Below are 18800 nucleotides of genomic sequence, written 5' to 3'. Positions count from 1 at the left end.
AGAGGACTAGGCGATGCCTGACGGCATGCCCGAATGGGTACAGATTGCAACGGCAGCAGTCTACGGCTCGCATAGGGGGCGACCCTAGCCTACCCATTGAGTGGAGGGTGGGCGCGAGGCGCCTGCCTACTATGAGTTCCATCAGCCCACTCCCATGCGTGTGAAGCAATGTACCGACATCTCCTGGTTCCCATCGACGCGACGGATCTGTCTGCCGAATTGGTGGCGAATGCCGTCGACTTTGCGGGCTCAGTAAGCGCGCGGATCACGTTCTTTTACACCGCTCCGGATTATGCCGGTATGCCGTGCGGCGATACCGAGGCGCGGACGGCGGGTGCAGCAACCGGTGTCCACGCCGGACAGGTGCGGGAGTTGCTGGCCAAGGCAGAAGGCGCAGCTCATGCGAACGGCGTCCCTTGCGACTCGATGCAGGGATGCAACGAAGGCCGGCAGGGCGCGATTGTGGCAGCCGCACAGGGCCGGGGCTGTGACCTCATCTTCATGGCGTCGCACATTGATGGCATCCGGACCGCGATGGCGTTCTTCTCCGAGACCATCGACGCGGCGGCGCATGCGGGCCTTCCCGTTCTCTTGTTCGCGCGGGGCGCGGTGCAGCCGCCAACGCGCGCCATCGCGACTATCCGCGACGAGCATCGATCGCTGTCGGCAGTACTGCATGCAGGGATGAATGCGTTGGCGGTGGCCCGCGCCCGCGGCGATGTGCCCGATCCGGCCCTGATGGATGCCGTCGTCTACTACCTCGAGCGCATGCGCGTCGCGCAGCACCATCCGAGGGAGGAGGACCATCTCTTTCGGCGGCTGAAAGCCCGCACGTCTGCCTTCGATGCGGAGATCGATGAACTCGAGCGCCAACATGACAAGGATCGTCACCTTGTCGCCGTCGTGGCCCGGCGTGTCAGAGCTGTCTCGGCGGCCATTGGCGATGAGGCACGCGCTTCTGCCATTCGTGCGCTCGAAAACGCCGTATCCCACTACGCCGCCTTCATCTGGGAGCATCTGGGACGCGAAGAGGGAGTGATCCTGCCGGCCGCTCGGCGTTATCTGACTGTCGCGGACTGGGCGGACATCGACGCTGCGTTCGCGAGCGATGCGAGCCTGCGAATCGGCGGCTGCGTGGAGATGCATTCCGGGCACCCCCCTTCTCACGTCTTCGATCTCACTCGGTCTCTGGACGAACCGATGTCTTCTTCCTGACGTTCCATCAACTACGCCATGCAATCGAACCAATCCTCTCGCACTGCCCACTATCAGCTTCGATACCAGTCGCTGAAGCGGCAGGAAAAGGTGCTTGCATTTCCATGCGATGCCCAGGGGCGTGTCGAGATGAACAGTCTGAGCGATTTGGCACGCAACGACTACCTGTATGCGCGAGCCGTCGTCGACTTCGAATTTGCACGACCGACCGTCGTGCAGAGAGACGCTTCCACGATCTGCTCAGGAGATCGCAGATGAACACGTTTGTTCCCTTGATTGTCGGGATAGGGGGCACGGCGAGGGCCGGCTCAACAACGGAGGTGGCCCTGCGCTTTGCGCTGGATGCGGCGCAGCGCGCGGGCGCCCAGACCGCGATCGTGGCCGGGCCCCTGCTGGAGTTCCCGATGTACTCGCAGGACAGGACGGAGCGTTGCTCCAGCGCGAGCGAAATGATCTCTCTGCTGCGCCGATGTCACGGGGTCATCGTCGCGTCGCCTGGCTATCACGGCTCGGTATCGGGCCTCATCAAGAATGCGCTGGACTACGTTGAAGACATGCGCGAGGACGAAGCGGCGTACCTGGACGGTCGTGCGGTGGGCTGCGTAGCCTGCGCTTTCGGATGGCAGGCCACCGGCAGCACGCTGGCCGCGTTGCGATCGATCGTGCATGCGCTTCGCGGCTGGCCGACGCCCGTTGGCGTGGCAGTCAACAGCAGTTCGCAGATCTTCGACACCGAGGGCAACTGCCTGGACAGCGCGATCAGCAAGCAACTGCAGCTGATGGCCAGACAGGTCGTCGAGTTCGCACGCATGCGCGATGGGGCAGGCGCGGGGATGCGTACAGCGGCAGACGTCAAAAGTGCAGCACGCACGGCGCTTCCAACACGGTCGCGTGATGTTGGCGCTCCCATTGTCTAGGACATATGAGACTAAACCTGTGAGTGGAAAATAACATGAGAGAAAGCACGTGCTACAGACCGAATGCGGCCGCCTTCAGCGCAGAGGCGGTCTTCCGATGTCTGTCTGGCCGTTGGAAGCTGCTGATTGTGTTCCACCTCTTCGACGGCAAGGTGCGACGCTTCTCGGACCTCGAGCGCTTGACCCCCGGCATTTCCCAGAAGATGCTGGCTCAGCAACTACGCCAGCTAGAAGAGGACGGCGTTGTGACGCGCACGGTCTATCAGCAGATTCCGCCCAAGGTGGAGTACCAGCTCACGGAATGGGGCCAGTTGCTTGGCCCGGCGCTCGATGGGCTGCTGCAGTGGGCCGACTGTCGTGACGCCTCCGTCTCAAGGCTCGCCAGCCCGCATCTCGAGGTCGCCAGTGCCTGATACACGAGTCATGGGTGGGGCGTCGCAGATGCGCAGCAGCGCCTTCGGGTCGACGCACGACATGACGCCGTTATCCAGCGCCCGAAGGCGATGCCGCGCTTGAGCAACTGGGCACTTGGCGCACTCGTTGCCGATGATGTACAGCTTGGGCCGTTGTAGGGGACGCAACGAGGAGAATCTCAGGAGGAACGGGTCGAAGTCCTCGTTCGCGCAATAGAGGTAAATAGTGGCTTACCACGGTCGAGCTGGCGACGCCAGTGGGAGGGATCCGACTGAAACGCCGTAACGTCGCCCAACCCCGCGGCGTTACCACTGAAATTTTGGTCGAGGTCTTGTGTGCGTAGTCTCAGGTTGTAGCGGACTGTCGTGTCGAACTGGAGCTGGAGATTCGGATCGCCGGCATTGGTCTGGCGCACTGTCGTCTCGGCGGCCAGCCGAAAGCGAGGATCGTCGCAAAGGGTGTGTGGCGCGAGGCCACGCGAGCAACGCTTCTGCTTACTCATCGAGCGGCGTTTCCCTATGTGATGACAGATGTCCCGCTTTCGACAGCATGGCCCTCCACAATGACAGCGCGGTAGTCCGCACCGCGTAGGCGGTGCGCAAGCGCCTCGCGGTAGGCCGGCGTGTCGTACCAGCGTTCGGCGTCCTCGAAGGTGGGGAATTCCAGGATCGAAACAGCTTCGATGTCTGGCCCCTCCAGGATCCGGTAGCGTCCATGAAACGCGCGAACGATCAACGGATGCCCCGCGGAGGCGGCTTTCGCCTTGGGGGAGTACGCCGCAAGTTCGGCGGCATCGCGAGTCTTCTCCCGGACAACTACAACATACGCGGCCATTGCCACCTCCATCACATGAGTCGATTGCCTGTCGCGATGCAGGTTAGAGGGGTGACAGGCCCCCCACAAGTACGCACGAGGAAGTGGGATGCGCACCTGCTGGTGAGGTGCTGGGGGCTGCGTTCGTCGGGGTACGAGGCCACGTCGTGCGCACGACCTCGAGTCTTGCGTTCACCCACGGCCACGTCTCGGAGGAAGGCGTGGAGATGCCATCGCATGCGCGCTGCTGAATCGTCGTTTGCCGACTGACCAGCGGGTCGATAGCTCACCTTCAGGTGCGTACTTGTGGGGGGCCTGTCACCCCTCTAACCTGTCGCGTAACAAGCATTCGATCCGGTGGTTCGACTGCTGAGATGCAAGGCACCTCGCAATGGCAACGTTGACCGACTACGTCTCTGATGCGTACGCGCAGGCCTAGGTGGAGGTGTCTTCTCAACGAAGAGTGTTCTGATGGATAGCAATTCGAGTTCAGTGCGGGCACCACGTGCGCTTTCCGTTAAGGCGCTTCGACGAAGCATCACGGTGGTAGTCACCATCGCGGCGTGCTTGGGAGCATCGGTGGTTGTGGGCGTTTTCACTGCTTGGACCAACCCTCGACCTTCGTCCTTGCCGCCTATCGAGACGGGCGATCGGAAGGGGCTGAAGGACGCGCAGCAGTCTCCAGACGTTTCCGCTACCGAGAAGGTGGGACCAGACGCGCCGTACGCAGACTCGCCGACACCGTTTCGTGCCGTTTCTATCGGTGAGGTCTTCGCACGGGCCCCGCGATAGCCCTGAATCGCCAACTGGAACTGGATTGATCCTGAAGGAGAACGTCAATGGAACTTATCGCGATCGAACACCTGAACAAGGTCGCACGTGTGTCGCTGAACCGGCCGCAGGCGCGAAATGCGCAGAACACCCAATTGCTGGACGAACTCCATGAGGTTTTCGCCGCGCTGCGCGAGGACGAGGGTGTGCGCGTCGTGGTCCTGGCAGCGAACGGGCCGCATTTCTCAGCGGGCCACGATCTGCGGGAAGGCCAGGCCGAGCGCGCCCACTACGGTGTGGAGCAGCGCTGGATGCACGAGGAAAAACGCTTCTTCGACTACTGCCTGGAGATCTATGACTTTCCCAAGCCGGTGATCGCGCAGGTTCAGGGCGCCTGCATCTCGGCAGGCTTCATGGTGGCCAACATGTGCGATCTGATCATCGCCTCGGAATCGGCATACTTCCAAGACCCGGTTGTCCACACTCTGGCAGCGGCCTCGGTCGAAGTACTGATCCATCCGTGGGTACTCGGCCTGCGCAAGGCCAAGGAGATGCTCTTCACCGGGCTTCCAGTTTCCGCGGCAGAGGCGCTGCAGGCCGGCATGGTCAACCAGGTTGTGCCGGACGACCAACTGGAGGCGAAGACCCTGGCGTTTGCCCAGAAGATCGGGCAGGCACCGCCCTTCGCACTACGACTGGTCAAGCGCTCGCTCAATCGATCAGTGGATATGCAGGGCCTTCGTAACGCGCTCAGCGCGCACTTCGATACTCACCAGCTTACTCACGCCACGGGCGAGTTCGCCGAGGTCAAGAAGGCCGGACTCGACAACGCGCTCCGAACCAGAGCTTCAGAATGAGATGCTGGACCCGCATTGCAGGCGGCACTATGGTTCATGGGCTCACCCCCGCCGCGCGTGCCTTTGACTCGCGGGCGATGCATTGTCGTGCCACGTGCGGCACTGGAGTAGGGAAGGGATAGGAAAGTCCATCGGATGCCAGCGACACATTGCCTTCACAGGCGAAACGACCGACGTCAGGGAGACAGAATGAAGTGCGAGAAGAGAGTCTCGGGCGCGGGGCGGAACCGTTCGAGCTCTTGTCGCCGCCGCGAAGATGGAATTGGTGACCGCAGGGAAGATCGCGGCCGTGCCGTCCTCTCCGATGCCACCCGGCGCCGCCGTGCTCTTGACGAAGCGAGTCTCGATCACCGGCGCCTCGTTGATGCGCAGCACCCGGTAGTCGTGGAAGTTTGATTGCTCGATGCGCCCGTTCTGGTCGATCGCCTCTCAGCGCAGGGACTTGAACGCGGCGCGCACTTCCTCGGCGAAGAGCTGGGGCTCTTCCCAGGCGGCGAAGTGGCCGCCCTTGCCGACCCTGGTGAAGTAGGCCAGCTTCGGATAGGCCTTCCTGGCCCAGCTCTGTGGCGCCTGATAGATCTCGCCGGGGAACACCGTCACCCCGACGGGCACCTTGATCTCCCGCGTCCGTTGCTCGACGACATTGAAGTTATTGTTGTTGTTCTCCCAGTAAAGCTGCGATGCCGAAGTGGCGCTGTTGGTCAGCCAGTAGAGCGTGATGTCGTCGAGCATCTCGTCCTTGGTCAGCGCACGCTCAGGGTCACCGTCGCTGAAGGTTCAGTCTGCGAACTTGTCGTAGAACCACGCCGCCTGCCCGACAGGCGAGTCGGACAGGCTGTAGCCCAGCGTCTGCGGGCGCGTCACCATCACCCCTGCGTTGCCGCCGCCCTGGGTGTAGAGCTTGTTCATCGAGTTGTAGGCCGTCTTCACGTCGCCGGTCAGGCTGGCCGGCGCGGGCGCACCGCTCTTGAGCGCCTTGGCGATGTTTGCCGGCACGGTGGCGGGCATGTTGACGTGGATGCCGAGCAACCCTTGCGGCGCCTGGCGGCCCTGCGCCTGCGCCACAACCGCGCCCCAGCCGGCGGCCGTGGGCGTGCCGGACAAGCCGTAGCCGGGCATCGAAGGCATCACGACGTCGAAGGCGTCCTCGGCACGACCGCCGTAGACGGCGGGATCCGTGAGCGGCCCGATCGTCTTCAGCAACTCGAACACCGAGCCAGGCCAGCCGTGCGTGACGATCAGCGGCATCGCGTTCGGATGACGGGACTTGACGTGAATGAAGTGGATGTCGAGTCCGTCGATCCGGGTCACGAACTGCGGATGGGCATTGAGCTTGGCTTCCGTCTTGCGCCAGTCGTAGTCCGCGCCCCAGTAGTGCACGAGCTCCTGGATCTTGGCCAGCTGCGCGCCCTGGGATCGGTCGCTCACTGTCTCTCGGTCGGGCCAGCGTGTCGCCGCGATTCGTTGACGCAGTTCTGTGATGGCCGAGTCCGGGAAGCTGGCGCGGAAGGGACGGATGGACTCGTCCGCGGCCACGACGCGCGTCGTTGCATTGGCATCGGAGTTGGCCGTCGTCTGCGCATAGCTTGTGAGGGACAACTGGGCGAGGCCCATGGCACTCACGGCGACTGCAATGGTCAGGAATCCTGGCTTGGGGTACTTCATTTCGGCTCTTTCAGTGACAAGATGAGATGGCTGGAAGGGATCACATCACGATGTGTCAGTGATTGGTGCGGTGCATGCAAACCGTGCGCGAACGAGGATCCGCTGAACCGGGACCCAAGCAGGATGCTCGATGAGAACGATCCTGTTGCCAGCTCCTAACAAGCGCTGCCGGCGGGAACGTTCAGCAGGACGGCGCCAGCGCTCGCGCCTCCCGTCAGTTCACGCCACCTCTCGTTGCTCAACGTGGTTCGCGCCGAGTTCTCAGAAGCAATTCGTCGATGTGACCGACCGGATGCTCGGCAATTGGGCCTGCGGCGAGATTCAGGAGCCATCGCGCCTCCCACAAAGTACGTCTTCAGGTTTTGACTCACCCGAAAGGGTGATTGGGCCGAGCCCGAACGCACACCCACAAATCACCCTGGCGCGCGTTGTTGTGCAGGCAGCCAACTTCCACAATGGCCCCGTCGGGACCGCGCCGGCTCCGGCACTGCAATCGACTGTGCAACAAACCTGTCCGCGCGTTCACCGGCGAGTTCCCCGTTTGTAGTTTGGTCACGTCCGCATGCGCCCTTGACAGTTCTTACCTTGAGGAGCCCCCATGAGCATTGAATCAACGAAGTACCCCGCCAAATATCGCACGGCGGGCGGTGGCAACGGCAGGTCACGCATCGAAGATGACGCCATCCGAGATCCGGAAAATGAAGTTCTGGGCGACGAGTACGAACACACGGCCGTCCCTCAGTCTGCACGACGAAGCCTCTTCTCCATTTCGATGGTCTGGATCGGCTTTCCGATGATCATTACCGGAGCCATGACAGGGTCAATACTTGTGGCAGGCATGGGTTTCATGTCGGCGCTGTGGGCAATGATCATTGGCAACGTCCTGCTGTTCGCATACATAGGCGCAAATGGCGTACTGGGTACCAAGCGCGGGCATACCTTTGCACTGATCGCCAGCGCAGTTTTCGGCAAGAGGGGCTATGTGCTGGCGTCCGGCCTGCTGTCCACCTTGCTTCTTGGCTGGTATGCCGTACAAACCGGCATCACAGGAAACCTGATCCACGCCGCATTTCATCTCGACTACCTGACGATGACCATCCTGGCGGGTGCGTTGTACTTGGCGATCGCATTTGTCGGCATCAAGGGATTGCACTGGATCGGCCTGGTGTCGGTGCCGTTGTTCGTCTTGCTTGGGGGCTGGGTTGCGATCGATTCTGCCGCCGGTGCGGGCTGGAGCAACGTGCTCGCGTACGCGGGCACAAAGCCGGAGTTGTCGATGCCCTTCGGCGTCGGCTTGACGATCGTTCTCTCATTGTTCGTCGACGCCGGAACCGTCACTGCCGACTTCAATCGCTGGGCGAAGGACTCTCGTCAGTCATTGATTGCTACGTTCTGCGCATTCCCCTTCGCCAACCTGCTGGCGATGCTGGTGGGCGGCGTGATGACCGCGGCGCTCGCCGTACCCGAGCCTCAGGCCTTCGGCCTGGACAACATGTTCGGATACATGCTGGCGCAGCACAAGCCGTGGCTGTCGGCCCTCGCATTCGTCTTCCTGGTCTGCAATCTCGGTTCGGTCTGCGCGCATTGCCTCTACAACTCGGCGGTCGGATGGTCGCGCATCGGCGGTGGCCGCATGCGCCTTTTTGCTGTTGGGCTGGCATTGATTGGCATCGTGGTCGCGGCAGCCAACGTCTGGGCCCTGTTCATTCCTTGGCTGTCAGTGTTGGGCATCGTGGTGCCGCCCATCGGCGCCATCGTGCTCGTCGACCTGTATGTCGTTCGGCCTGGCGCAACGATCGATTCCGACTGGCGTCCGCGGGCCTTCGTTGCGTGGGCCGTCGGCTCGGCGGTGGCCTACCTGGTCGAGACCTTCGCGCCGCAGCTCTCGACTGCTCTGAGCGCGTTCATCGCGGGTGGTGTCGGTTACTGGTCCCTGAGCGCGGGCTTCGCGCCGCAGGTCGATTCGATGGCAGTGGAGCGGTAGGGACAAGGGGATGGCCATGACAAACGAATTCTCGAACGAGCTTTGCTCGATGGACGCCGTAGCGCTTGCCGCGCTCATTCGTTCCAGGGAGGTGTCGGCGCTGGAAGTCACCGATGCGGTCCTGTCACGCATGCAGATGCTGGAGCCCGAGTTGCACGCTTTCTGCACGCCAACGCCGGACCTGGCACGCGCAGCCGCCAAGCAGGTCGACAAGCACCTCGGGTCCGGCGAGGTAGTCGGCCCCCTCGCGGGCGTCCCATGGGGTTGCAAGGACCTAATTTGTACTGCGGGGGTCAAGACCGCGTCGGGGTCGGTAGCCTACGCCGACTTCGTGCCGGATGAAGACGACGTCGTGGTCGAGCGGATGCGCGACGCCGGCGCCATCTTGCTCGGCAAGACGAACGTGCCCGAGTTCGGCTACAGCGGGGTGGGCCACAACAACGTGTTCGAGACGACGCGCAATCCATGGAACACCAATCTGACGTCAGGCGGATCCAGCGCGGGGTCGGGAGCGGCCGTCGCGAGCGGGATGGGACCGTTCGCGATCGGCAGCGACGGTGGCGGATCGGTCCGAATCCCGAGCAGCATTTGCGGTCTCTACGGCATGAAGGCATCGATGGGACGCGTGCCCTTGTACCCCGGCGTCAAGGACGAGCGACTGCCGGGGGTGTCGAGCTGGGAGGCTCTGGAACACATCGGCCCCATGAGCCGCACGGTAGCGGACAGCGCGCTGATGCTCTCGGTCATCGCGGGCCCCGACAGCCGCGACAACCGATCGATTCCGCACGAGCGAGGCTTCGACTGGATGGCCTCGCTTCGAGGCGACATCAAGGGACTTCGCGTCGCCTACAGCCCTGACCTGGGCTACGCGCGGGTCGACCCACGCGTACGCGACATCGTGGCGCGGGCGGTCAGGGTGTTCGAGCGCGACCTGGGATGCATCGTCGAGGAAGCGAACCCGGGCTGGGAGAATCCGTACGACGCCTTCTGGGCCCTACTGGCGGGCGATTCGGACCTGAAGGGCATGCGAGCGATGGAAGCAAAGCTAGGCGACAGGATGACGCCGCACCTGCGAGAATTTCTCAGGACCGAGTGGACGGCTGAGCAACTCACCGACGCGGTGATGACGCGCAAGGCCGTGAACAACAAGATGTGGCGGTTCATGCGCAAGTACGACCTGTTCCTGACGCCCACCCTGGCCGTGCCGCCGTTCGAAGTGGGTATTCAGGGACCCTCGAATATCGACGGGTTCGACGTGGAGCCGTTCGAATGGCTGCACTTTACCTATCCCCTGAATTTCACGGGCCAGCCGGCCGCCTCAATTCCGGCCGGATGGACGGATGACGGTTTGCCGGTCGGCTTGCAGATCATCGGCCGACACTTGGACGACGCGACGGTGCTCAGAGCCTCGGCCTGCTTCGAGGCCGCCCAGCCGTGGAAGCATCGATGGCCGCCCCTTCTCGCTGCGATGGGAATCGCCTAGCCTGGATTTCCACGCGGGGTAGTTGGGCTAACAGAGGGGCCTGTTGCTGAGCTCCACAAGGCTACGCCGACATGCGCAAGGAATGGCCGTTCCACCAGGGGATGGAAACCGGAGTATTGAGCAATCCGGAAGCGAGGATGATGGGCAAGTGGGCGCGGCGGTGGAAGTGGACCTGGACCTCGGAGTCGGTGACTGAGACGTCGGCGGGCGTGTCGATAAGGTCACGGAAGATGTGGCGAGCCTGGGCATCGGCGTAGCCGCGCATGCGACGCGCCAGCAGCCGGTACAGGCCACTGGCGATGACCAGCAGGGTCATGTCGAAGTCCACTTTCATTCCGACTGCCGAGGACAACGCATCCATGTGAAAGAAGCGAACGGCGTCGGACAGGGCGTTCTCGATGAGCATGCGCTGGGCGTAGCGGGTGAGCAGCTTGGCGTGAGAGGTGTCACGGTCGTTGGTCAGGAGGATCGTGGGCTGTTCGTGGCCGAGATCGACGACGAAGAGCTGACGCAAGGTGGCGCCGGCCAGGCTGATCGACTGCTCGAACACGCGAGGGTTCTTGAACTTGCGGGCGGGCACATCGAGACTGACCCGGCGCCAGGCCGAGGCGGGAAGATCGTCCACCTCCTGCAGCAGCGCCGCAGAGCGGCGACGCAGCGTCATGAAGGTGATGCCCATCTGGTCCAGGCGCGCCAGGTGGGCGTAGGTGGTCAGGCGCGAATCGAACACCAGATGCCGCGGGAGCTCACCGTGCTGACGCTTCCAGAACTCGATGAAGCGGAAGATTTCTTCGGCCTCCTCGCCCTTGCGCAGATCGGCATTGGAGTAGCAGAAGGCGCGACCGCTGGCGTCCTGCGCGAGGAAGGCCAGCACGCTGGGTTGCGCGCGACTGCGTGCGGACACGAAGTGGCGCTGGACCTGGGGATCGTCGCCGTAGTACGGCACCGAGTGGAAGTCGAGGTTGAACGAGCGGGCATCGAACAGATGCTCCTCGGTGACGGCGCGGTGCCAGGCCCCCAGCAGCGAGACGGTGCGCTCACGTTCGACGCGAGAGGAATACTCGCACAAGTAGCTCTTCTTGGGCACGACGTTCAGGCCGCAGAACAGGGCCAGGCCCGGATCGGTGACGAAGGCCATGACATGGCTCTTGCGCTCGATCGACCACAGCTTGAGCGCGAGTGCGCAGCGCAGTGCGTGAGACGAGGGGATCATCCTGGAGCCGGGCAGCTTGGCGCGCGCGGCGATCTCCTCGAACTGCAGGCGCACCAGATCGGGCAGGAAGAGGAGCAAGCCCCCGCAGCGCGTGGTGAACTGCGTGCCCGGGCGTAGCGCGAACTCGCGCACATCGGCCACGGCTTCGGCGATGGGCCCCAGCCGATCGAGTCGCTCGTCGTCGCCGCGCCGCGGCAGCGGCGCGAACCCCTCCTCGCGCAGCACCTCGCGCACGGCGGTGGGACTCAGGGGCGTGCCGTGCGCCTTGAGGGCCTGGCTGATCTCGTAGACCGAATGGTTCTGCTTGCGCAGGGCGACCGCCAAGTCGTGAGCCTTGGACTTGTGCGGCTGGGTGCGCGGACCATGGCTGGGAGAGGCGAAGAACTGCGGATCGGGATCGCGGCGGAACTGATGGCACAGCACACGGAAGGACCCTGGCGTGTAGCCGAAGGCGCGGGCGACTTCGTGGGAGGGGTGACCTTCGACGAAGAAGGCGCGAAGGGCTTCGTACTGTCGCTGGCGGGGATGGGAGGGCTCGGCGAAGAATCGTCGGATATCTGTTATGTCTTTAGGTACGCCTATACCCATAAAAGCATTGTTGTACATACATACAGCCATGTCAACAAGAATCTCCCCCGAACCAGTGAAGATCGCTCAAAAAGTCAAGCTGCATGCGGCTGGGCAGGTGATCTGCCCGTGGCTGGCGCGAGCCATGCACAAGCGCAGACGGCCCCGCATGGGGGCCGTCTGGCCTATGGGTGGGCGCGCACAAATTGCTAACGCTGGAGGGCTCCTGGCCACTCGGGCGCGCGAGCAAGAACTGGTCTGCCCTATCGAGCAGCGTTAGCCAAAAAGTGGTGCGTGGAAATCCAGGCTAGAGACATTTCGATGTCGAGCTCTGCCCGTCCGCACTGCGTGGGCCCGAATTGCCTTAGGATGGGTACCTCTCGACGGCGGGAGACGAGCATGCAGTTGAACGCGAAGGAGCGAAAGGGCCCGGGCTCCATCGTGTCCGGCGCCGACTTGGCGCGCCAGGTCGAGGCGCTGAATGAACGCATCAGCGAGGTCGAGAAGGCCAACCGCGCGCTCGAGCGCGAAGTCGTCCAACGCCGCACGGCAGAGGAAGCCGCGCGTTCGCAGACCCGTGTGCTGCTGCGTTCTCTCGGGATCCTGGCCGCCGGCTCCAGCCTGGATCGCTTCCTCGGCCACCTGCTGAAGGTGACGGTGCAGCAACTCCATTGCGAGGGCGGCACGCTCTGGTTCCCCGCCCCCCCGAGTGGCGGCGTCCGGTTGCACCTCGAGTACGTGGGCGGCCGGGTGATTGGAGCATCTGAATCGCGCCATCCGGCGGCGCTGCGCCTGCTGCCTGTAGGCGGCAAGGGGATCTCGACCTTCCCGACCGACGGCCCCGAAACCTACATGATGTCCGATCAGATCGCCGGCATGCCTGAGGAGAACCAGGCCTACGTTCGCTCGCTCGGGGTGCATGCGCTGCTCACCGTGCCGATGCTGCTGGGCCGCGAGCCTGTCGGCTGGATTTGCGTGCGCAGCCGCAAGCGTGACCCCGCCGAGATGGAAGAGAAGATTCATCTTGCAGAGGCCTTGGCCAATCAAGCGACGTTGGCGGTGCAGATGGCCCGGCTGGGCGAGCAGGCACGCGAAGCCGCTGTGCTTGGCGAGCGCAACCGCATCGCGCGCGACATCCACGACACCTTGGCGCAGGGCTTTACCGGCATCATCCTGAACCTGGAGGCGGCCAGCATGACCCTGCGCAAGCAGAGTACTGACGTCGCGCTGCAGCATCTGGAAAACGCTCACGGGCTGGCCAAGTCGTGCCTGGATGAGGCGAGGATCTCGGTGCGCGCGCTGCGGCCGCCGATGCAGCAGCCGTCGGACCTGATGCACCAGCTCGAGTTGCAAGTCGGCCGCGCCTCCGGCGCCGGTGTCAGCGCGCGGCTGTTGACACGCGGGGAAGCGCTGCCTCTGAAGCTGGAAACGCAGGCCGAGCTGGTGCGGATCGCACAGGAATCACTGACCAACGTTTTGCGGCACGCGCGGGCTCGGAGCGTCGAGCTGTTGCTGTGCTTTGCGCCCGGCGAGCTGCGTCTGTCCGTGGCCGACGACGGCGTGGGTTTCGATCCGGCGGCCCGCCACGAAGGCTTCGGGCTGCAGGGCATGCGCGAGCGCGCGCAGCGCATCGGCGCGCAGCTCGTGGTGGCGAGCCGCGTCGGCGAGGGCTCGCGCATCGAGACCGTATTGCCGCTGCGCGGCGGGTGACCCGATATGCCCGCCTTTGCGCGCTCCAACCCGGCTGCCGACGTGCAGGGCGTGGCCGCGCGTCACATCCGTGTGTTGATCGCCGAAGACCACGCACTCGTGCGCCGCGGCTTGGCCGCGGTCATCGGCCTGGAAGACGACTTCCAGATCGTGGGCGAGGCCGCCAACGGCGAGCAGGCGGTTGCACTGTGGCGGGAACTGCGGCCCGATGTCACGCTGATGGATATACGCATGCCGGTGATGGAGGGCGTGCAGGCAATCCGTTGCATCCGCGGCGAGGATCCTGCGGCCGCGATCATTGTGCTGACCACTTTCGACCACGACGAAGACATCTATGCCGGGCTGCGCGCCGGTGCCAAGGCATATCTGTTGAAGGACGTGCAACCTGAAGAGCTGTTCCGCTGCATCCGCACCGTGCACGCCGGTGACGCGTACCTGCAGCCCAAGGTGGCGGCCAAGCTGGCCCAGCGCGTGCAGGAGGAGCCGCTCACCGAACGCGAGGTGCAGGTCCTCGGTTTGCTCGCCGAAGGTAAGAGCAACCGCGCGATCGGCCAGCACCTGTTCATTTCTGAAAGTACGGTGAAGAGCCACCTGAAGACATTGTTCGTGAAACTCGACGCCACGAGCCGTGCGGAGGCCCTCGCGCTGGCCGCAAAGCGCGGCTTCGTCAAGTTCTGACCGTTGCTGCTGCGCCGCCGGCAGCCAGACGGCGAGCACGTGGCGGCGGAGTCTGGAGCCCAGCATGACCGAGGAATCGCTTTCGCTTCTGGACACCACCATCAGGGATGTCCACACGCGGATGAAAGCGGGGGAGCTCAGCTGCACCCAGCTCGTCCAAGGGTACCTGGACCGCATTTGCCGCTACGACCGTCAGGGACCGGCGTTGCATGCGATCGTCAACGTGAATCCGCAAGCGCTGGAGTGTGCTCGCGAATTGGACCGGCACCTCGCGTGCACCGGGGTACTGAAAGGGCCGCTTCACGGCGTGCCGGTGCTCGTGAAGGACCAGGCCGAGACCAGCTTCGTCCCCACCACCTTTGGCAACCGCGCCTATGTCGACTACCAGCCTGCCACCGATGCGTTCATCATCTGCAAATTGATCGAGGCCGGAGCGGTGATCCTGGCCAAGACCAGCATGTGCGATTTCGCCGCCGGCTGGTTCTCGTTCTCTTCGGTCACCGAGCGCACTCGCAACCCATACGCACCCGAGCGCGACGCCGGCGGCTCCAGTGCCGGCACGGGTGCCGGGTTGGCCGCGAATTTCGGCCTCGTCGGCGTCGGCGAGGATACGGGCGGCTCGATCCGCATTCCGGCCTCGTTCAACAACCTGTTCGGGCTGCGCGTCACGACGGGGTTGATCAGCCGTACCGGGTTCGCGCCCCTGCTCCACTTCCAGGACACGCCGGGGCCGATGGCGCGCAGCGTGCGCGACCTCGCCAAGCTGCTCGACGTGCTGGTCGGCTACGATGCGGCCGACCCCTACACCGGCGCTGTCTCGCTGGCCGCCGACGCTGGGCACTACGAGGCGTTGCTCGACGGAGCGCGCATTGACGGCGTCCGGATCGGCGTATTGCAGGAAGGCTTCGGCGGCGACGATCCGTCGTCGCCCGAGGTCAATTCGGTTGTCCACCGTCTGCTGGAGCGGTTGCGGGAAGCGGGCGCGCAAACCGTCGACGTGCGGATTCCCTCTCTGGAGGACTGGCTATTGCGCACCTCGCTCTACACCTTGCAATCCAAGGCCGACCTGAACCGCTTCATGGCCGGCTGCGCAGCTGCGCCGCGGCGGACGTTCGATCAGATCTACGCGAACGGCTGGTTCCATCCGCTGAATGACCTGTTTCACGCGCTCGCTGCCGGACCTGCCGAGCCCGACCTTGCGGCGTACTACTCGCAGCGACTGGCACAGGTCGAGTTTCAGCGGCTGCTGCTCAACGTTTACGCCGCGCACGGCCTGGACGTTCTGATGTATCCCGACGTCCAGGTCCTGCCTCCGACCTACCGCGAGTTGGAGTCGAACAAGTGGACCTGCCTGACCTTCCCGACCAACACTGTCATCGCCTCGCAGTCGCATCTGCCGGCGCTCAGCATGCCGGCGGGCTTCTCTGGCGGGCGCGTTCCGGTCGGCGTCGAAGTGGTTGGCAAGCCTTATGCAGAAGCCGCGTTGCTGCGCTTCGCCCACGCTTGTGAGCAACTCATTTGTCCGCGGCTCCCGCCGGCGCTGGAGGGTATGGCCGTTCCTGCGTAACTGTACTTTCTGAACAAATCAGTGCGCTTCCGCCTGCGCTTCTCATGCGATTTTTTCCTGACATCTCGAACCAGCGCATCGACACCCAGGTGTCATGAAGACCCAACATCTGTCGCACTGGGCGTCCCCTCGAGGGAGCAGCCGGAAAAGGTCGAAGAGTTGGAGATTCTCGTCAATGAGACCGTGACGCAAGTCGCCAACATTTCTGCGAGCTGACCTGAACTTCCAACATTCTTGCTGGCAAATCGGTCATGGCCTACGGGGTCAGCATGATCACCATGACCCGACCCACACGTCAACAAGCAGTTCCGGGATGAGGAAGTTCAGGGAAGAATTGGTTGGGGCAATCATGCTTTCGACGCAGAACGACACGGCCGCGCTGGCGGAAATCGAGCGAAGATCCGATGCAATTGTTGGGAGCCCAGGGACCCCTGACGGCTTACGTGGCAGGTTTCTTCGCGCGTGGGGTTTTCGGCGCACTGGGGTTGGTCTTTTGTCGGGTTTCCAGTTGGCGAACCGCCGCGGCCGTCGCCGCCTGGCTCTCGCGCAGCTGCGTGATTTCGCGTCAACTCGGGCCGAGGATCCTCCTTCACATTCAACTTCTTCTCCTGATCGTAGGGGGGAGCGTGCCAATGTTCGATCAGATCGGATTGACCGGGAAAGGAACGGCGAGCGCCGTAACCGGATGGTCGGCGAGTGGGTGGTCGAAAGCGCCAGTTCACAGACCGCAAAGCGCCATGCGACGCTTCGGGAATGGCCCATTGTCGTGGCAAATGCACTGGTGGTGGCCGCAGGCGTCTATAGCGCGGACGCCCTCGCGGTGAGTCGCTATGGGTCCGATGGGCAGCGAGATGCCGACCCAGGTCGCGCTATACAAGGCCGATGGGTTGGCCGGCGACGCCCAGGCCTGCCTGCAAAGCGTCGCGGCCACACCGGCGCCTGTCGTCGTGATTCACATGCAATGACGGAGGCCCACGATGAATACTCGGAACGGTGCATCATGCTGGTGATGCGTTGTTGACTCAAGAAAGGCCCGATGGCGAAGCCATGCGCACGCTGGGTACTGCCAACTCCCGGCCCACCATCTCCCTGGCGAACAGATAGTTGCGACGCCCCCGTTCCGAGAGTTCATCCAGGTTGACGTGGCCTGCCGAGTCGCAGGCGAACGCGAACGTTGGAGCGAAGTACGGTACAGCCCGGACGCCATGCCCACGCGCGGAGATCACGTCCTCTAGCGCAACTCTGACCGATCGAGCTTGGGCGCCTGGGTCGGCGAGTCATCCAGGCCAACTTCGAGGACGGGGATCTCGGTTCGGACGTCGGCGTCTTGCTGCTGCGGTGCGTCTAGGGATGGTGTTCAAAACGCCGGCGGCGAAGCGGCCCCAGGGACTGACAGCCAGCTGCAGATCGCTTTGCTTCGATGGCAGGTCCATCCAGGTCTGTTCCGAGCCGTTTTCTCGGTGGCTTTCGGCCACTTGGCCCATCGCGGGCGCACTCATCCCTGTGCTTCGGATCGAAAGTACGAATTGATTCGATGCTCACTGAATGCTCGCGTTGCAAGGGATGCTGCGGCGGAGGCTGCGGCCGTCTTGTCGGGGCAGCAGGCACCGAAGTCAGACGCGATGGTGGAGATCAAGCGGCTGAAGTCGGCACTCTTTCAGAGATTCGGGATCGGCGAGTAAGGGCAGCACGTCGACTCGCGCGGAATCGGCGGCGCAAACCAAAGGGATGGAGCACCCCAACGTTGAACTGTTCGAACTGCTTGCCCTCATGCTGGATCTACAGGGCAGCAGCAAGATCCTGGGCGATGCGATCGCCGAGCTGGCAGGATGGATGGATATGGCCCGCGACCATCTCACCGACGATGACTGGGCGGTCCTTGGCGAAATTGGAGCTGTGCGGTACTGAGAAGGTCTGCATCGCAGGCAGGCGTAAAAACCCGGCGTGTGGTTGGTTCGCACGGTGCAGCGACGCGCCTACCAGCTGTTCGCGGTAGATCGCTGCATGCCAGAAAGCTGCTAAAGAACGAACTCGTCAATCAATGACGCGCGCAGGAAGAAGCAACACTTCCTTCGGCAAGACCAACCCTATGTTGGAACCTTTCCAAGATTTCCAACGCTACTTTAGTCTAGAGTGGACCACAACGCGCTTTCAGCGGATGAACTGCGGCGGACGCTTTTCCCTGAATGCCGCGCGCGCCTCGATGTGATCGGTGCTTCGCAGTGCGACGCGTTGCATCTCGATCTCGACGCGCATCTGCTCCTCGAGGCCATTGCGCAGCGATCGCGCGATCAGCTTCTTGATCATGCCGGGGCTCTGGCTGGGGCCGTCGACGAGTTTGCGCGCTGTCGCCTGAACGATGGTGCGAAGGTGGCTGTCGGGCACGGTCTTCCAGATCAGGCCCCAGGCCGCGGCATCTTCCGCAGGCAGTCTCTCTCCGAGCATCATCAGACCGGTGGCCCGCGCCCGCCCGAGGGCTTGCGGCAGAAGCCAGCTCGATCCGAGGTCCGGAACCAGTCCGATGTTGACGAAGGGCTGCAGGAAGTAAGCCGACTGCGATGCGATCACGATGTCGCAGGTGAGCGCGAGGCCCATGCTGGCCCCGGCGCACGGGCCGTTGACTGCGGCAATCGTGGGAATCTCCAGCTCGGCCAACAGGCGGAACGGCGGTGCGAACCAGTCGCGCAGGAACTCGTCCGGGTCGTTCGGCTCCAGGCCGTCGCGTGGCGCCTGAAGATCGGCGCCGCTGCCGAACGCTCGGCCTTCGCCGGTCAGCACCAGGCAACGGGCCGGCGATGCAATCACTGCCTTGAGCGCAGTGCGCAGCTCCGCCAGCATCTGCGGGCTCAAGGCATTCAAAGTCTCGGGGCGGGCCAGCGTCAGCGTGGCGAGACCGTCGTCGATCTCCAGCCGCAGGGTTTCGTAGTGCGCCATGACATGCCTCTG

The 18800-nt window shown here is 63.6% G+C and carries 13 protein-coding genes and 1 pseudogene; 10 read left to right on the top strand and 4 right to left on the bottom strand.

Annotation, left to right across the window (positions count from 1 at the left end):
• Positions 1-168: 168 nt before the first annotated feature.
• The 3 genes from VAR608DRAFT_RS13775 (at position 169) to VAR608DRAFT_RS13760 (ending at position 2545) form a co-directional block, all read left to right on the top strand.
• Complete coding sequence (locus tag VAR608DRAFT_RS13775; protein ID WP_088954566.1) at positions 169-1215, top strand: hemerythrin domain-containing protein; 1047 nt, start codon at positions 169-171, stop codon at positions 1213-1215.
• Between the two features lie 254 nt (positions 1216-1469).
• The gene (locus VAR608DRAFT_RS13765) at positions 1470-2132 is read left to right on the top strand and encodes an NADPH-dependent FMN reductase (RefSeq protein ID WP_088954564.1); all 663 of its coding nucleotides are present in this window, start codon (positions 1470-1472) and stop codon (positions 2130-2132) included.
• 35 nt (positions 2133-2167) lie between these two features.
• Positions 2168-2545: a winged helix-turn-helix transcriptional regulator gene (locus VAR608DRAFT_RS13760; protein WP_088954563.1), complete on the top strand. Its 378-nt coding sequence runs from the start codon at positions 2168-2170 to the stop codon at positions 2543-2545.
• 517 nt (positions 2546-3062) lie between these two features.
• On the opposite strand, the gene VAR608DRAFT_RS13755 is transcribed toward VAR608DRAFT_RS13760, so the two are convergent.
• A complete protein-coding gene (locus VAR608DRAFT_RS13755) occupies positions 3063-3380 on the bottom strand; it encodes a DUF1330 domain-containing protein (protein ID WP_088954562.1) in 318 nt (105 codons plus the stop codon).
• Between the two features lie 818 nt (positions 3381-4198).
• On the opposite strand from VAR608DRAFT_RS13755, the gene VAR608DRAFT_RS13750 reads away from it, so the two are divergent.
• Positions 4199-4987: an enoyl-CoA hydratase gene (locus tag VAR608DRAFT_RS13750; protein WP_088954561.1), complete on the top strand. Its 789-nt coding sequence runs from the start codon at positions 4199-4201 to the stop codon at positions 4985-4987.
• Positions 4988-5416: 429 nt separating this feature from the next.
• Here the strand turns inward: VAR608DRAFT_RS13750 and VAR608DRAFT_RS13745 are convergent.
• A pseudogene (locus VAR608DRAFT_RS13745) lies at positions 5417-6652 on the bottom strand (epoxide hydrolase family protein).
• A 598-nt stretch (positions 6653-7250) separates the two neighbouring features.
• On the opposite strand from VAR608DRAFT_RS13745, the gene VAR608DRAFT_RS13740 reads away from it, so the two are divergent.
• Complete coding sequence (locus tag VAR608DRAFT_RS13740) at positions 7251-8636, top strand: purine-cytosine permease family protein (protein ID WP_088954560.1); 1386 nt, start codon at positions 7251-7253, stop codon at positions 8634-8636.
• 16 nt (positions 8637-8652) lie between these two features.
• Positions 8653-10119: an amidase gene (locus VAR608DRAFT_RS13735; protein ID WP_231973497.1), complete on the top strand. Its 1467-nt coding sequence runs from the start codon at positions 8653-8655 to the stop codon at positions 10117-10119.
• Positions 10120-10180: 61 nt separating this feature from the next.
• Here the strand turns inward: VAR608DRAFT_RS13735 and VAR608DRAFT_RS13730 are convergent, their stop codons facing one another.
• Positions 10181-11938: a hypothetical protein gene (locus VAR608DRAFT_RS13730; protein ID WP_157730628.1), complete on the bottom strand. Its 1758-nt coding sequence runs from the start codon at positions 11936-11938 to the stop codon at positions 10181-10183.
• A 402-nt stretch (positions 11939-12340) separates the two neighbouring features.
• On the opposite strand from VAR608DRAFT_RS13730, the gene VAR608DRAFT_RS13725 reads away from it, so the two are divergent.
• The 4 genes from VAR608DRAFT_RS13725 (at position 12341) to VAR608DRAFT_RS13710 (ending at position 17762) form a co-directional block, all read left to right on the top strand.
• Positions 12341-13609: a GAF domain-containing sensor histidine kinase gene (locus VAR608DRAFT_RS13725; protein ID WP_172843850.1), complete on the top strand. Its 1269-nt coding sequence runs from the start codon at positions 12341-12343 to the stop codon at positions 13607-13609.
• Between the two features lie 6 nt (positions 13610-13615).
• On the top strand, positions 13616-14287 hold the full coding sequence (locus tag VAR608DRAFT_RS13720) for a response regulator (RefSeq protein WP_088954558.1): 672 nt from the start codon (positions 13616-13618) through the stop codon (positions 14285-14287).
• A gap of 64 nt (positions 14288-14351) precedes the next feature.
• Complete coding sequence (locus tag VAR608DRAFT_RS13715) at positions 14352-15854, top strand: amidase (protein WP_088954557.1); 1503 nt, start codon at positions 14352-14354, stop codon at positions 15852-15854.
• Positions 15855-17582: 1728 nt separating this feature from the next.
• The gene (locus tag VAR608DRAFT_RS13710; RefSeq protein ID WP_088954556.1) at positions 17583-17762 is read left to right on the top strand and encodes a hypothetical protein; all 180 of its coding nucleotides are present in this window, start codon (positions 17583-17585) and stop codon (positions 17760-17762) included.
• A gap of 243 nt (positions 17763-18005) precedes the next feature.
• On the opposite strand, the gene VAR608DRAFT_RS13705 is transcribed toward VAR608DRAFT_RS13710, so the two are convergent.
• Positions 18006-18788, bottom strand: a complete 783-nt coding sequence (locus tag VAR608DRAFT_RS13705; RefSeq protein WP_088954555.1) for an enoyl-CoA hydratase-related protein — start codon at positions 18786-18788, stop codon at positions 18006-18008.
• Between the last annotated feature and the right edge of the window lie 12 nt (positions 18789-18800).

The organism is Variovorax sp. HW608, assembly GCF_900090195.1.
Lineage (GTDB): Bacteria > Pseudomonadota > Gammaproteobacteria > Burkholderiales > Burkholderiaceae_C > Variovorax.
This window is presented reverse-complemented; position numbering and strand designations above follow the sequence as displayed.